This is a genomic window from Streptomyces sp. NBC_00670, from assembly GCF_036226765.1.
In the GTDB taxonomy this organism is placed as follows: domain Bacteria; phylum Actinomycetota; class Actinomycetes; order Streptomycetales; family Streptomycetaceae; genus Streptomyces.
In genome coordinates this window covers 2,700,426-2,714,234 of the sequence record NZ_CP109017.1, presented here as the reverse complement: position 1 = coordinate 2,714,234, position 13,809 = coordinate 2,700,426, and the positions used below count along the sequence as shown (strand labels likewise).

The following is a 13,809-nucleotide window of genomic DNA, read 5'->3' as shown; positions in this document are numbered from 1 at the left end:
GGCGGGCGTGCGCAGGGGCACGGCATCGGGGTCCGTCACGGCACCCGGACCCACCGTGCCCTCGACGGCGTGCCCAGTGCGTCCGTGGCGAACAGCATGTACCAGCCGGACGGCACCACGTTCCGGCTCCGGGGAACCGTCACCGTCACCCGGTTCCCGGACACCTTGAGGTCCACCGCGACCGACCGCTGGTCCACGTCCGTGACGTGCGTCGACGCGCTCGGGCGGATCAGCCGGGCGGCCCGGACCGCCGACGCGTCGGCGCTGCGGAACGTCCCCGACCCGCCCCGCCGGATCGTCGTCGGCCCGCCGGACAGCTCCGGCCGCGCCCCCTTGCCCCGCCGGTACAGATACGGCGGCGTATAGATCTCGATCCGCTGCTCGAACCTGCCCGGCTTCGTGTTCGCCCGGTCCGCGTACAGCGAGTCCGAGCCGAAGAACATCACCCGCCCGTCCGGCAGCAGGATCGACCCCGAGTGGTAGTTGCGGCCCACCAGGGGGTCGGCCACCCGACGGAAGGAGCGCGTGTCCGGGTCGTAGATCCGGGCCTGGAGGATGTCGGAGCCGCCGCGCCCCCGGTAGTCCTCCGAGCCACCGGAGATCAGCACCGTGTCGTCGGGCAGGATCGAGGACTGCGGATAGCGCGTCCCCTTCTCCAGCGACGGCCCGTCCACGAAGCGCGGATGCCGCGCGCGGAGGTCGACCAACCGGGTCCGCCGGCTGGACCGCTTCGACTCGCCGACCCCGCCACCCCCGACGACCAGGTACTTCTCCTCCTGCGCCGGTGGCAGCAGCACCGTCCCGGAGGTCTCCATCAGCTCCGGATCGCTCAGCCCCGGCACCGGTGTGAAGGTGTTCGAGGCCACGTCCCACAGGCCGGGTTCCCGGCCCACGTCGTCCGGGCCGTACCCCGCGTTGGAACCCGAGTAGAAGATCTGTCCGGTGCGGGTCAGGAACAGCGCCGGGTAGGTCGGGAACTGCCGGGTCCGCCTGGTGTACGTCCACTTCCTGGTGCGCGGGTCGAAGATCTCGTTCTTGCCGGGGACGAGCTGCCCGATGTCGTCGAGCCCGGAGACGCCGAGCACCTTGCCGTCGCTCAGCGTGGTGAGCGTCGGGTACCAGCGGGCCTCGTGCATCGGGTCGACCTTGATATACCTCTCGGCGACCGGGTCGAACTCGTAGGCGTCCCTGATCCCCTGGAAGTCCTTCTTGTCGAGGGCGAGTTTCTGCGCGATCCCATAGGTGTTGCGCGCGTCGGCACCGGTCAGCCCCCGCACCCGGTAGTTGTCCTGCGTGCCGGTCTCGTACTTCGCGCCCTTGTGCGGCGCCTCGACGTAGACGCGGCCGAGCCCGGCGTCGTTGTGCAGGAACGTCCCGGTCCTGCGGTCGAACACCTTCTTCGCGCGGGGCACGAGCACCGGGTCCTTCGAGAGATACGTCTTGTGGTGGGAGCGCCCCGTGAACACCGTTCCGGCGGGCAGGGTGATCGGCCTGTCCGGGTTCTCGTTGTGGACGATCATCAGACCGCCCGCCTTGGTGACGTCCCCCTTCAGCTTCTCGTACCGCTTGGTGCCGCCCGCGATCAGCAGACGGCCGTCGGCGAGCTGGGTGTGACCGGTGCAGAACAGGTCGGTGGGGGTGGGGACCTTTTTGATGGTCCCCTTCACCGGGTCCCACAGCCGGGTGTCGAACCTCTTGGCGTCGAAGTTCTCCTGCTTGTTGCCGGACCCGGCGACGAGCAGCACCTTCCCGGTGTGCAGCAGCGCCGCGTGGATGGTGTCCTGCCGGTACTCCTCGGGGAACTCGACGATGTCCCAGTGCCCGTTCTCGGCCTTGTACGACGACCGGTTGATCGCGTACTCGTGGTAGCGCGCCGTTCCGTACCGGTACAGCCAGGGGCCGTTCATCCCGGCGAGGGCGAGCACCACCACCGCGCCGAACCCCAGCCGGCGGGCGCGCCGGCGGAAGACCGCGTGACCGGTCATGCGCGTGCCCTCCCCTTCTCCCGCCGCAGCGACCAGCGCCAGACGAGGATCGGCGAGGCGGTGATCAGCAGGGCGAGACAGGCCCAGGTCAGCATGGCCGGGTGGGCGTGGCCGCGGACGATCCCCGCGGCGATCGACCCGCCGAAGACGGCGACGAAGAAGAGGTGGATGCGGAAGGTGCCGAACAGCGTGTCCGGGCTCGCCGAGTCGCCCTTCGGCGTCACCACGAACCGGCTGCGCCGGCGCAGCACCGCGTCCGCCAGCGAGCGCGCGTAGACGGGGGCCGACAGCGCCGACATCACCATGCCGGCCACCCCGCCCGACCCCTCCGGCTCGTGCGGCGAGACGTTGTGCCGGCGGTTCCAGACGTACAGCCCGACCTGGAGCGCGGAGGCGTTGCCGTACAGCATCAGCCACACCGTCGGGTCGATGTTCACACCGGAGGCGCCGAGCCCGAGGAACAGAGCGCAGCTCAGCGCCGCCAGAATCCAGTTGAGCGCCGACAGCGGATAGAAGACGATCATCATGGTGTAGTTGAGGAACCGGCCCGGCGGCAGCGAGTAGAAGCCCTTCCAGAACTGCTTGAGAATCGTTTCGTACGTGCCGCGCGACCAGCGCAGCTGCTGGGTGAAGAAGTCCGTCCAGGCGGCCGGGCCCTCGCCGACCGCGAGCACGTCGGGCGTGTAGACCGACCGCCACTTGCGGCCGGTGGCCGGGTTGCGGTGGCGGTGCATCTCGAAACCGGTGGCCATGTCCTCGGTGATGGAGTCGTACAGCCCGCCGATCTGCCGGAGCGCCCGGATGCGTACGGCGTTGGATGTGCCGACGAACATCGGGGCGCCGTAGCGGTTCCCGGCGCGCTGGATCAGGGCGTGGAAGAGGAACTGCTGGGACTCGGCGGCCTTGGTGACGAACGTGTCGTAGTTGCCGTAGACCTGCGGGCCGATGACGAAGCCGACGTCCGGGTCGCGGAAGTAACCGAGCATCCGCTCCAGGTAGTTGGGCAGCGGGACGTGGTCGGTGTCGACGGAGGCGAAGAAGTCGTACTCGGCGCCGTGCGCGTCCAGCCAGGCGTTGTAGTTGCCGTGTTTCGTTCTGGCGCGGTGGGCCCCGGTGGGGCGGTTCCAGCGGGCGACGCCCTTGCGGGTGAAGTGGTGCACGCCCAGGCGTGCGCAGACCTCCTTCACGCCCGGGTCGTCGCCCTCGTCGAGCAGCCAGACGTGCAGCAGGCCGCGGTGCCGCAGCCGGACGGCCGCCTGGAGGGTTCTCGTCACCATCTCCAGCGGCTCCTTGCCGGGCACGAAGCTGGTGAGGAACGCGACGCGGGTGCCGGTCTCGGGGACCACGGGGACGGGATCGCGGGCGACCAGGGTGGCGTGCGCGTTGGACAGCACGTTCAGGCAGCGGAAGAACTCGATCAGGCCGATCGCGACGAGCATCACGACGTCGAGGACCGGCAGGTAGCCGTGGGCGGGATGGTCGCGGCGGGTCCAGTGGGCGGGCTGGAGCAGCCAGCCCAGGAGGACGAGGGAGAGCAGGGGCGCCGCGCCCAGCATCAGCGCGGCGCGCAGACGGTGCGGCTCCTGGGCGAGGAGGGAGCGGTAGCGGACCCGGTAGGGCCGGTCGGGATCCGGCTGGGTCAGGGGGCCGGCGAGTCTGCTGTGGTGCTCGTAGTCGTACTTCGGCAGGGGGGTGGGTGTGGGTGTCCGGGGTTGGATGCGGGCTTGGGTTCGGTCTCGGGTGTGGGTGTGGGTGTGGTGATAGTGCTGCCGGGCGCCTGTCGGCGTCGACGTCATGAGTCATCCCCCTGCACGCACACGGGTGCGTGGTCTCGGTCGTGCACCGGCCGGCGTGCGGGACCCCTCTCCCGCGTGCGGTGACCGGTATCCCCCCAACTGCCGTGCTGAGACAGCCGTTTGGGCCGCCCGTGGGGGGCGGCCGCGTGTCGTGTACAGGGTTCTACGGTGTCCGGCATGAACGCAATACGCGGAACGTAGGGGTTTCCGGTCGTATGTTCGTATTGAGACGTCTATTCGTCTCGCTGCCGGGAAACGTGTCGCCCGGAAACGTGCCGGGCGCGTGGGACTCGTGGGAACGCGGAAAGGCCCCCCGCTCCCACGGGGGGCCTTTCCGGTCGTGCGCCGCCAGGGACTCGAACCCCGGACCCGCTGATTAAGAGTCAGCTGCTCTAACCAACTGAGCTAGCGGCGCCTGCTGACCCCGGAAACCTTACCGGACGCCGCGGGGTGCTCCGGACCACCGGCGAGTGCGTACACCGTTCGCGCGGTGGGCGTGCGGTTTGTCCGGAACGCCGGGAAACTGGCCGTCGTGCGGAGAGGGCACGCCCGTGGCGCGGAGGCTTGGAGGGCATCGATGAGTACGACGACTTCCCGGACGGAGGGGCCGCGGCACGGACGGGTCATCCACGGCGAGTCCACGTGGGAGATCCCCGTTCATCTGCTGTTCCGGGACGAGGCCGGGGGCGCGGGGGCCGGGGGAGTGGCGGAGGTGCCCCGGCCACCGGTGGTGCCGCCACCGCCGGTGGGTGAGGGCGGGGGCGGTGGTGAGCGGTCCGTACGGGTGTTGCCCGGGGCGCTCGGTGTGCTGGCGGGAGTGTGCGGGGCGACGGGGTGTGTGCTCACGTCCTGGTGGGCGGGGGTGCTGCCGCCGCTGGCGGGGCCGGTGTGGCGGGCGGGTTCGGGGCTCGGGCCGGCCCAGTGGGTGGCGTACGGCGGGGCGGGACTGCTGGGCCTCGTCGGGTGCGGGGGGCTCGCGCGCGGGCGCGTGGGGCGCGCGGGGTGGATGCGGGTGCGTTCGTGGGTGCCGCGGCGCCGGGTCGAGGCGCGATTGCGGCACTGGCGGAGTGGCCCGGTGCCGGTGTGCGACGCGAACGGGCTGGAGCTGTCGGTGACGGTGTGGGTGACGTGGCGGGTGCGGGACGCCGCGCGCGCGGTGCGCGGCGTCGAGGACTACCGGCGCTATCTGGAGGAGTGCGTCGAGGCCGCGCTGGCGCGGGTGGTCCCGAGGGTGCCGGTGGGCGGCTCGGCCGTACGGGGCGGGGTGAGCCTGCGGGACGGGGGCGCGGTGGGGGATGCGGTGACCAGGACGGTGGCGGGGGATGCGGAGGCGGTGGGGGTGGAGGTGTGCGCGGTGCGGGTGGTGGGGGTCGCGTATGCGGAGGGGGTCGCGGAGTGGCTGCGGGGGCGGAGGATGGCGGAGCTGGAGGGGTAGGGGGTCCTGACTGCCGGCTTACGAAAGAGGCCCCCCGCTGTGCGAGGGGCCTCTCTTCGGTGCGCCGCCAGGGACTCGAACCCCGGACCCGCTGATTAAGAGTCAGCTGCTCTAACCAACTGAGCTAGCGGCGCATGACTCCCGCCGTCGCGCTTTCGCGTTCCGGCGACGAGAAAAATAGTACCTGGTCCGTGGGGGTGCTGCCGACCACGGGCGGCCCGGCGGCCGGCTCAGAGCGTCAGGGAGAGCAGGACCGGTGCCGCGCTCCGGTTCAGGCGGTCCGCCGCCTGGCGCAGGCGGTGGGCCTGGCGGGCGGGGAGGGACAGGGCCAGGCAGCCCACCGCGGACCCCGCGGTGATCGGCACCGCCGCGCAGACCGTGCCGACGGCGTACTCCTGGAGGTCGAGCACCGGCACCGTCGGCGGCTGGGCGGCCAGCCGGGACAGCAGGGCGCGCTCGCTGGTGATCGTGCGCGAGGTGAGCCGGGCCATCCGGTGCCGGGAGAGGTGGTCGCGCCGGCCGCCCACGTCGAGCTGGCCGAGCAGGCTCTTGCCGATCGCGCTGGCGTGGGCGGCGGAGCGGAAGTCGACCCACTCGTGCACCGCGGGCGCGGCCGGGCTCTGCGCGCACTGGGTGATGCGCACCTCGCCGTCGATGTAGCGGCTGACGTAGATCGCCGCGCCGACCGAGTCGCGCAGCCGGTCCAGGGTGTGCTGGAGCCTGACGCGCACCGCGCGCTCCCGGCCGTGCGCGGTGCCGAGCAGGCCGAGGGCGGCGCCGGTGACGTAGGCGCCGTCGGCGGTGCGGGCGACGTAGGACTCGTCGCGGAGCATGCGCAGCAGCGCGGCCAGCCGGTCGCCGCCCAGGCCGGTGCGGCGGGCCAGTTCCGCGGCGGTGACCCCGGCGGGGCGCCGGGAGACGGACTCCAGGACGCGCAGCGCGTCCTGGGCCGAGCGGTACGGGGCGGTCGGTTCCTGGGTCAGCGCCACGGTCTCCCCCTGCGCTCCGGGCCATTCTCCGGACGGCTTGTGCCCTCCACGATAGGGCCGGAGCGGGGGCGGGGGTGCGGCTGTTGCGGAGATTCGCGAGGGCGTACGGGCCTCTCAGCAGCGGCGCACCACCCTGGCACATGCCGCGGTCATCCCCGGTCGGCCGTGACCTCGGACGACCGCCCTTCCCGCGCGGCCGTCCCCCTGCCGCCCCCGCGCTCGGCCGTCACCGCACCGCGCTGAGGAATTCCCTGGTGCGCACGTGCTCCGGTTCGCCGAAGAGCTTCTCCGGCGGGCCGGACTCGATGACACGACCGGAGTCGAACATCAGCACCTGATCGGAGATGTCCCGGGCGAAGCCCATCTCGTGGGTCACGCACAGCAGGGTGATGTCGGTGGTCCGGGCGATCTCCCGGAGCAGGTCGAGCACGCCCGCCACCAGCTCGGGGTCGAGGGCCGAGGTCACCTCGTCGAGGAGCATGATCTTCGGCCGCATGGCCAGCGCCCGGGCGATCGCCACCCGCTGCTGCTGGCCGCCGGAGAGCTGCGAGGGATGCGCGTCGATCTTGTCGGCGAGCCCGACGAGCTCCAGCAGGCCACGCGCCCGTTCCTCGGCCTCCTCGCGGCCGAGGCCCAGGACGCTGACGGGCGCCTCGGTGATGTTCCGCAGCACGTTCATGTTCGGGAACAGGTTGAACTGCTGGAAGACCATGCCGATCTGCGCGCGCATCCGGCGCAGATGCTTCTCGTTGGCGGGCTTCAGGGTGCCGTCCGACGCCCGCATGTGCGACAGCGGCTCGCCGTCCACCCAGATCACGCCGTCGCTGACGCGCTCCAGGGTCATCAGCAGCCGCAGGATCGTCGTCTTGCCCGAGCCGCTCGGCCCGATCAGCGTGACGTGCTCGCCCTGCTGGACGGCGAAGTCGAGGCGGTCCAGGACGGTGTGGTCCCCGAAGCGCTTGACCACGTGGTCGAAGCGCACGAGGTCGCCGGGGGCGTCCGCCGCGCCGGGAGCGGGCTCGGAGGCCGGAGTCTTCTGCAGGGGGTCAGTGGCCAAGGCGCTTCTCCAGTTTTCTCATCAGAAGCGAGGTCGGATAGCTCGCCGCCAGGAAGATCAGCCCGGCCAGGGTGAACGTCTCGGCGTAGGTGAAGTGGGTGGCGCCGTACTCGCGGGCTCCGGCGACCATCTCCTGGACCGTGATGACGGCCAGGAACGGGGTCTCCTTGAACATGGCGATGGCGTAGTTGCCGAGCGCGGGCAGCACGTTGCGCACGGCCTGCGGCAGGATCACGGCCTGCCAGGTGCGGCGCGGCGACAGGGACAGCGCCCGGCACGCCTCCCACTGCCCCTTCGGCACGGCGTCGATGCCCGCCCGGTACACCTCCGACATGTACGAGGCGTAGTGGATTCCGAGCACCACGATGCCGATGGTCAGCGGCTCGACCGTGTGGAAGACCGCGTAGGCGCCGACCAGTTGCACCAGCAGCGGCGTGGAGCGGACGAACTCGGTGAGCACCCGCACGGGAACGCTCACCAGCCGGGTCGGCGCCCGCCCGGCCATGGCGACCAGCAGCCCCAGCACGGTGGCGACCACGGTGCCGAGCACCGTGGCCAGCAGGGTCGTCTTGAAGCCGTCCCACAGCAGTGGCCAGGAGTCCCCGACGGCCCCCCAGTCCCAGTCGTAGTTCACAGGGAGCCTCCCGCCATCTCGGACGCGCGCGCCGACTCGGCGCTGCGGGTGCGCAGCAGGCCGCGGGCGTCCGGGCGCTGCCCGAGCCGGACCTTGGCGCGCCGCTCCAGGACGTTCATCAACAGGGTCAGCAGATAGGCGAGGACGAAGTACATCACCAGCAGCGTCAGATACGCCCAGGTCGTCGCGCCGGTGCGGTCACGCATCTGCTGGACGACCATCGTCAGATCGGCCGCGGTGATCAGCCACAGCAGCGGCGTCGCCTTCAGCAGCTGGATCAGCAGATTGGTGAACGGCGGGATCATCTGCACCCACGCCTGCGGCAGGATGACCCGGCGCATCCGCTGGACCGGCGTCAGATTGAGTGCCACGGCGGCCTCGAACTGCGCCTTCGGCACGGCCTTCAGCGCACCGCGCACCACCTCGGCCCCGTAGGCGCCGTAGTTCATGCCGAACGCCACGACACCGCAGAACAGCGGTGCGAGCTCATAGCCGAAGAGCAGCGGAAGCGCGTAGTAGAGCCAGAACAGCTGGACGTACAGCGAGGTGCCGCGGAAGAACTCCACGATCACCCGTGCCACCCCCCGCACCAGCACGAGCCGGCTGTCCGCCATGAAACCGAACACGAAGGACAGCACCAGGGCGACGGCCGCCCCGAAGACGGTGGCCTCGACCGTCACCGCCAGCCCCGACCACACGTTCGACAAATGGTCGAAGAAATAAGAGTAGAAGTCACCCATGGGCAGCGGTTCCCGTCAGGCCTTGCAGAGCTGGGCGGTCTTCAGGTTGGCCGGCGGGATCGTCTCCTTGCCGAAGCCGTACTCCCCGATGAGGTCGACGTAGCGGTCCGCGTCGGACGTGATCTTCTTCAGCTGCTCGTTGAACGCGTCCCGCAGCTCCTCGGCGCCCTTGCGGAAGACGGCGCCGCCCGGGCTGTACTGCTTGGTGCCGTCGATCTCCGGGACGAACGCCTCGGTGACCTCCAGGCCGCTGTTGTTCTTGGCCAGCCAGTTCAGCGAGATGCTGGTGAGCAGGAAGGCGTCGATCCGGCCACCCTTGACCGCGTCCGCGCCGTCCTGGGGCTTCTGGAGCGTCTTGATGTCGCCGTCGGAAATCCCGGCGGAGGTGGCGTAGCCCTTCTCCACCGCGCCCGACATCACACCGATGGTGACCCCGGCCTTCTTCGCCGACGCCAGGTCGGTCAGGTTCTTCGGGTTGCCCTTCTTCACCATCATCGCGGTGGGCGAGATGAACTCCGGCTCCGAGAACAGCGCCTTCTCGCAGCGCTCGGGGATGATCGCCATACCGGCGCTGATCACGTCGTACTTGCCGGCCTGGAGACCGGGGATCAGGCCGTCCCACTCCGAGAACGTCGGGCGCAGCTCGTCCACGCCGAGGGCCTTGAATATCTCGCGGTGCAGGGTGGGTGCCTCACCCTTGAGCTTTCCGTCCTCTTTGTAGCCGTAGGGCGCCTCGTTGGCGTAGGCCACCTTCACGTAGCCCTGCTTCTTGAGCTGCTCCAGCTTCGAGCCCTCGCCGTCGCTGCCGGTGTCCGTCTTGCTGCACGCGGTCAGCAGTCCGGGGACGGCGATCAGGCCACCGACGGCAGCGGTTCTGGTGAGAAAACCCCGGCGGGACAGGTTGGGGAACTCCGATGTGGACACTCGGCCTCCTGGGAACGGCTACCACTGGCCTGCCGGACGCAGGCCAGTAGTGGCCCCTGCCCGATCTCCGCGAGGCATGCGGGCCGACCGGGAGATGTGATCCAACGTTGTCCGAAAGGAGACCGTTCCGTTTCGCGCCAAACGGGCAGAGGGCAGGGACGGGCCAGGGACGGGCAGCAGCAGAAAGGTTGGGCATGACCGCACTCGGACTCCTCTATCCGGGCCACTCCGCCGAGGACGACTACCCCCGCATCGAGCAGCTTCTGGGCAGCGACGTCCGGGTCGACCTCGTGCACACGGAGATCGGCGAGGACGCCCACCACGTCGGTGCCCTCCGCGAACTCGGCTCCCCGGAGCACCTCGCCGCCGGCATCGAACGGCTGCGCCTGTCCGGTGCGGAGGCCGTCGTCCTCGCCTCCACCAGCGGCAGCTTCGTGCACGGCTGGGACGGCGCGCGCGACCAGATCCGCGACCTCGCCCGCGCGGCGGGGATGCCGGCCTCCGCGACGTCCTTCGGGTTCGTGCGCGCCGTCCAGGAGGTCGGCGCGCAGCGTGTCGCCGTCGCGGCGACGTACCCCGAGGACGTCGCCGGGCTGTTCGCGGACTTCCTGGGCGCGGCGGGCATCGAGGTCGTCGCCGTACGGGGCGCGGGCGTCGGGACGGCGGCGGAGGTCGCCCGGTGGGGCCCGGAGGACGTCCTGCGGCTGGCCCGCGAGGGCGACCACGCGCAGGCGCAGGCGGTACTCCTGCCGAACACGGCGCTGCACACGGCGGCGTGCGTGGAGGAGCTGGAGCAGGCGCTCGGCAAACCGGTCCTCACGGCGAACCAGGTCACGGTGTGGGAGGCACTGCGCCTGGCCGACCGCCGGGTGAACGCGCCAAGGCTGGGCGCGTTGTTCACACGAGAACCGATCGTGCAGGTGTGAGGGGTGCGGCGCCCCCGTAAGGGGCGCGGGGCTGTACCTTCTGCGCGGCTCCGCCGCGGTGGGCGCGAGTAAGGGCGGCGGGGGCGGAAAGCCCCTGCGGCCGGAATAACCGGGGACCCCCTCCTGTTACGCACACGGTCACAGCGTGACGCGTACGCGTACGAGCAGCAGGAGGTACCCGGTGGCAGACGGCACGGCGGCGGACGGAATCCGCGGCACCGCACACGGCACGGCCCCCGTGCCCCTCTCCGTACTCGACCTGGTCACCGTCGGCGCCGGCCGCACCGCCTCCGACGCACTGCGCACCGGCGTCGCGCTCTCCCGGCTCGCGGAGTCGCGCGGGTTCCACCGCTACTGGGTCGCCGAGCACCACTCCATGCCCGGCGTCGCCTCCTCCTCGCCCGCCGTGATCCTCGCCCACCTCGCCGCCCACACCGAGCGCATCCGCCTCGGCTCCGGCGGCGTCATGCTGCCCAACCACGCCCCGCTGGTCATCGCGGAGCAGTTCGGCACGCTGGAGGCGCTCGCGCCGGGCCGCGTCGACCTCGGCCTCGGCCGCGCCCCCGGCACCGACGGCGCCACCGCCGCCGCCCTGCGCCGCACCGACCGGCTGAACGAGGGCGCCGACGACTTCCCGCAGCAGCTCATGGAGCTGACCCGCTTCCTCGACGACGACTTCCCCGACGGCCACCCCTACCGCCGCATCCACGCCGTGCCCGGCCCCGTCCAGGCGACCTCGCCCGGCGGCGTGCAGTCCCCGCACCGGCCGCCGATCTGGCTGCTCGGCTCCTCCGGCTTCAGCGCCCGGCTCGCCGGCACGCTCGGACTGCCGTTCGCCTTCGCCCACCACTTCTCCGCGCAGAACACCGTCCCCGCGCTGGACCTCTACCGCGAGACGTTCCGGCCGAGCGAGGTGCTGGCCGAGCCGTACGCGCTGATCGGCGTCTCCGCGCTCGCCACGGACGACGAGAAGGAGGCCCGCCGGCAGGTGCTGGCCGCCGCGCTCAACATGGTCCGGCTGCGCACCGGCCGCCCCGGCCTCGTGCCCACGCCGGAGGAGGCGGAGGCGTACGACTTCAGCCCGATGGAGCGGGACTTCCTCGACTCCTGGAACGCCAACGTCGTGCACGGCACCGCCGACGAGGTCGTCTCCGGCCTCAACGACCTCCAGAAGCGCACCGGCGCCGACGAGCTGATGCTCACGGCCAACGCGCACAGCGGCGACGTACGGGTGCGGTCCTACGAACTGATCGCCGACGCGTACGGGTTGCCGACGGCCGGCTGATCGCCGACGCGTACGGACTGCCGACGGCCGGCTGACCAACCCGTGGGCGGCGCCTACGCGTTGCCCACCGCCGCCGTCGCCAGCAGGTCGGAGATGCGGTCCGGCGGGACCGGGCGGGAGTACAGCCAGCCCTGGCCGGTGTCGCAGCCGATGGCGCGCAGACGGGCGGCCTGCGCCGAGGTCTCCACGCACTCGGCGATCACCGTCAGCCCGAGCCGGTGCGCGAGCTGCACCATCGCCTCGACGATCACCTCGTCGGCGGGGCTGGCCGACGGCTCGCCGGGCCCGGGGCCCGGTGTGCCGGTGCCCGCGCCGGGGGCCTCGTACTGGAACCCGCGGACGAAGGAGCCGTCCAGCTTCAGGACGTTCACCGGGAGCCGGCTGAGATAGGCGAGGTTGGAGTAACCGGTGCCGAAGTCGTCGATGGCGATGCGTACGCCCATGTCGCTGAGGGCTTCGAGGGCCTGGAGCGGGCGGCCGGCCGAGCCCGTCAGCGCGGACTCGGTCAGTTCGAGCTGGAGCAGATGCGGGGGCAGGCCCGTCTCGGCGAGCGTCCGGGCCACGTCGGCCACCAGGTCGGAGTCCCAGATCTGGCGCACCGCCACGTTGACGCTGACGAAGAGCGGGGGCGCGTCCGGGTGGTCCAGCTGCCAGCGGCGCGCCTGCCGGCACGCGGTGGTCAGCACCCAGCGGCCGAGCTGGACGATCGAGCCGTCCTCCTCCGCGAGTGAGATGAACCGATTCGGCGCGAGCGCCCCGAACTGCGGGTGGTGCCAGCGCACCAGTGCCTCGACGCCGTGCACGCGGCCGTCCGTCATGCCGACGAGCGGCTGGTACTCCAGCGCGAACTCGCCCTGTTCGATGCCGGGGCGGAGGGTGGAGGCGAGGGCCTGACGGGTCATCCGGTGCGCGTTGCGCTCCGGATCGAACAGCGTCCAGCGCGCCCGGCCGTCGGCCTTCGCCCAGTACAGCGTCGTGTCGGCGTCCTGCATCAGCGCGGTCGCGGTGGTCCCGGCGGCCCGCCGCTCGACGACGCCGATCGAGGCGGACACGGACACCCGGTGCTCCGCGAGCTCGAACGGCGCGCGCAACGCCTCCAGCGCCGACTCGGCGAGCTCGGCGAGCTGATCGGTCCCGGTGGACCCCTCCACGAGCAACGCGAACTCGTCCCCACCGAGCCGGGCGACGAGGGGCGCCCCGCCGGCCACCGGCGCGCCGCCCTCGGCGTTCGCGGTGCCGGCGGCGTCGCCCTGGCGGCCCCGGACCGTCTCCGCCGCGCAGCGGGTGAGGCGGTCGGCGACGGCGGTGAGGAGGCGGTCGCCGAGGCGATGGCCCAGGGTGTCGTTGACCGCCTTGAAGCCGTCCAGGTCCAGGTAGCACAGGCCGATCCGGCCGGTGCCCTCGGCGTAGGACTCCGCCTCCAGCGCGGCCGTCAGGCGTTCGAAGAACAGGGTGCGGTTGGGCAGCCGGGTCACCGGGTCGTGCAGTTGCAAGTGCCGTAGCCGGGCCTGGAGTTCGCGGCGGGCGCTGATGTCCGTGACCGACAGCAGGACCGCCCGCCGGGCCGGCGGCAGCGGGGTGACGGTCACCTGGACCCAGAGCGAATGGCCGTCGGGGTGCTTGAGCCGGCGCGTGCAGCGCAGCCGGGACTGCCGGCCGCGCAGCACCTCCCGGTAGGTGTGCCAGGTACGGGCGTCGGAGGCGAGGTCGACGAGGTCGGCGGCGGCCCGGCCGGTGAGGCCGTCGTCGGCGTCGTCGCCGGCCCAGCGCTCGGCGGCGCTCCCGCCGTCGGCCCTCGTACCCGTGCCGGGCGCGGCCCTGCCCAGCAGGGCGGCCAGCGCCCTGTTGGCGGTGACCACCCGCCCCTCGCGGTCGACGACCGCCATCGCCAGCGGCGCCTCGGCGAACGCGGCGACGGATCCGTTGTCGTCACACTCCGTGACGTCGGTTCGGCCGGGCTCTGCCGCGGGTGCCGGTCCTTCGGACGTTCCGCTCACCGCTCGCTCCCGCAGTGCACTCGTTCATCGTACGGATCTCG

At 71.8% G+C, this 13,809-nt stretch carries 11 protein-coding genes and 2 tRNA genes; 3 read left to right on the top strand and 10 right to left on the bottom strand.

Going from position 1 to position 13,809, the window contains the following annotated elements:
- Positions 1 to 35: 35 nt before the first annotated feature.
- The 3 genes from OIE12_RS11965 to OIE12_RS11955 form a co-directional block, all read right to left on the bottom strand.
- Complete coding sequence (locus tag OIE12_RS11965; RefSeq protein WP_329134558.1) at positions 36 to 1,985, bottom strand: kelch motif-containing protein; 1,950 nt, start codon at positions 1,983 to 1,985, stop codon at positions 36 to 38.
- Entirely contained in the window at positions 1,982 to 3,781 is a 1,800-nt protein-coding gene (locus tag OIE12_RS11960; RefSeq protein ID WP_329134557.1) for a glycosyltransferase family 2 protein, read from the bottom strand. Before OIE12_RS11960 ends, OIE12_RS11965 begins: the two co-directional genes overlap by 4 nt.
- Before the next feature lie 341 nt (positions 3,782 to 4,122).
- Positions 4,123 to 4,196: transfer RNA gene (locus OIE12_RS11955), tRNA-Lys, on the bottom strand.
- A 162-nt stretch (positions 4,197 to 4,358) separates the two neighbouring features.
- On the opposite strand from OIE12_RS11955, the gene OIE12_RS11950 reads away from it, so the two are divergent.
- Positions 4,359 to 5,216: an SPFH domain-containing protein gene (locus OIE12_RS11950; RefSeq protein WP_329134555.1), complete on the top strand. Its 858-nt coding sequence runs from the start codon at positions 4,359 to 4,361 to the stop codon at positions 5,214 to 5,216.
- A gap of 60 nt (positions 5,217 to 5,276) precedes the next feature.
- On the opposite strand, the gene OIE12_RS11945 is transcribed toward OIE12_RS11950, so the two are convergent.
- The 6 genes from OIE12_RS11945 to ehuB all read right to left on the bottom strand — a co-directional run bounded on the left by OIE12_RS11945 (position 5,277) and on the right by ehuB (position 9,560).
- A tRNA-Lys gene (locus OIE12_RS11945) sits at positions 5,277 to 5,350 on the bottom strand.
- Between the two features lie 96 nt (positions 5,351 to 5,446).
- Positions 5,447 to 6,205, bottom strand: a complete 759-nt coding sequence (locus tag OIE12_RS11940; protein WP_329134554.1) for an IclR family transcriptional regulator — start codon at positions 6,203 to 6,205, stop codon at positions 5,447 to 5,449.
- A 226-nt stretch (positions 6,206 to 6,431) separates the two neighbouring features.
- The gene (gene ehuA, locus OIE12_RS11935) at positions 6,432 to 7,262 is read right to left on the bottom strand and encodes an ectoine/hydroxyectoine ABC transporter ATP-binding protein EhuA (RefSeq protein ID WP_443053803.1); all 831 of its coding nucleotides are present in this window, start codon (positions 7,260 to 7,262) and stop codon (positions 6,432 to 6,434) included.
- Entirely contained in the window at positions 7,252 to 7,896 is a 645-nt protein-coding gene (ehuD, locus tag OIE12_RS11930; protein ID WP_329134550.1) for an ectoine/hydroxyectoine ABC transporter permease subunit EhuD, read from the bottom strand. The genes ehuA and ehuD overlap by 11 nt, the downstream gene beginning before the upstream one ends.
- The gene (gene ehuC / locus OIE12_RS11925; protein ID WP_329134549.1) at positions 7,893 to 8,636 is read right to left on the bottom strand and encodes an ectoine/hydroxyectoine ABC transporter permease subunit EhuC; all 744 of its coding nucleotides are present in this window, start codon (positions 8,634 to 8,636) and stop codon (positions 7,893 to 7,895) included. Before ehuC ends, ehuD begins: the two co-directional genes overlap by 4 nt.
- A gap of 15 nt (positions 8,637 to 8,651) precedes the next feature.
- On the bottom strand, positions 8,652 to 9,560 hold the full coding sequence (gene ehuB / locus OIE12_RS11920; protein WP_329134547.1) for an ectoine/hydroxyectoine ABC transporter substrate-binding protein EhuB: 909 nt from the start codon (positions 9,558 to 9,560) through the stop codon (positions 8,652 to 8,654).
- 194 nt (positions 9,561 to 9,754) lie between these two features.
- Here ehuB and OIE12_RS11915 point away from each other — a divergent pair, with 194 nt between their 5' ends.
- Positions 9,755 to 10,486: a maleate cis-trans isomerase family protein gene (locus OIE12_RS11915; protein WP_329134545.1), complete on the top strand. Its 732-nt coding sequence runs from the start codon at positions 9,755 to 9,757 to the stop codon at positions 10,484 to 10,486.
- A gap of 181 nt (positions 10,487 to 10,667) precedes the next feature.
- The gene (locus OIE12_RS11910; RefSeq protein ID WP_329134544.1) at positions 10,668 to 11,771 is read left to right on the top strand and encodes an LLM class flavin-dependent oxidoreductase; all 1,104 of its coding nucleotides are present in this window, start codon (positions 10,668 to 10,670) and stop codon (positions 11,769 to 11,771) included.
- A gap of 53 nt (positions 11,772 to 11,824) precedes the next feature.
- On the opposite strand, the gene OIE12_RS11905 is transcribed toward OIE12_RS11910, so the two are convergent.
- The gene (locus OIE12_RS11905) at positions 11,825 to 13,768 is read right to left on the bottom strand and encodes a putative bifunctional diguanylate cyclase/phosphodiesterase (RefSeq protein ID WP_329134542.1); all 1,944 of its coding nucleotides are present in this window, start codon (positions 13,766 to 13,768) and stop codon (positions 11,825 to 11,827) included.
- Between the last annotated feature and the right edge of the window lie 41 nt (positions 13,769 to 13,809).

Excerpts from the sequence above, each read along its gene's own strand:
- OIE12_RS11965 (WP_329134558.1), bottom strand. The coding sequence starts at position 1,985 with ATGACCGGTCACGCGGTCTTCCGCCGGCGCGCCCGCCGGCTGGGGTTC.
- OIE12_RS11960 (WP_329134557.1), bottom strand. The coding sequence starts at position 3,781 with ATGACGTCGACGCCGACAGGCGCCCGGCAGCACTATCACCACACCCAC.
- OIE12_RS11950 (WP_329134555.1), top strand. The coding sequence starts at position 4,359 with ATGAGTACGACGACTTCCCGGACGGAGGGGCCGCGGCACGGACGGGTC.
- ehuC (WP_329134549.1), bottom strand. The coding sequence starts at position 8,636 with ATGGGTGACTTCTACTCTTATTTCTTCGACCATTTGTCGAACGTGTGG.
- OIE12_RS11915 (WP_329134545.1), top strand. The coding sequence starts at position 9,755 with ATGACCGCACTCGGACTCCTCTATCCGGGCCACTCCGCCGAGGACGAC.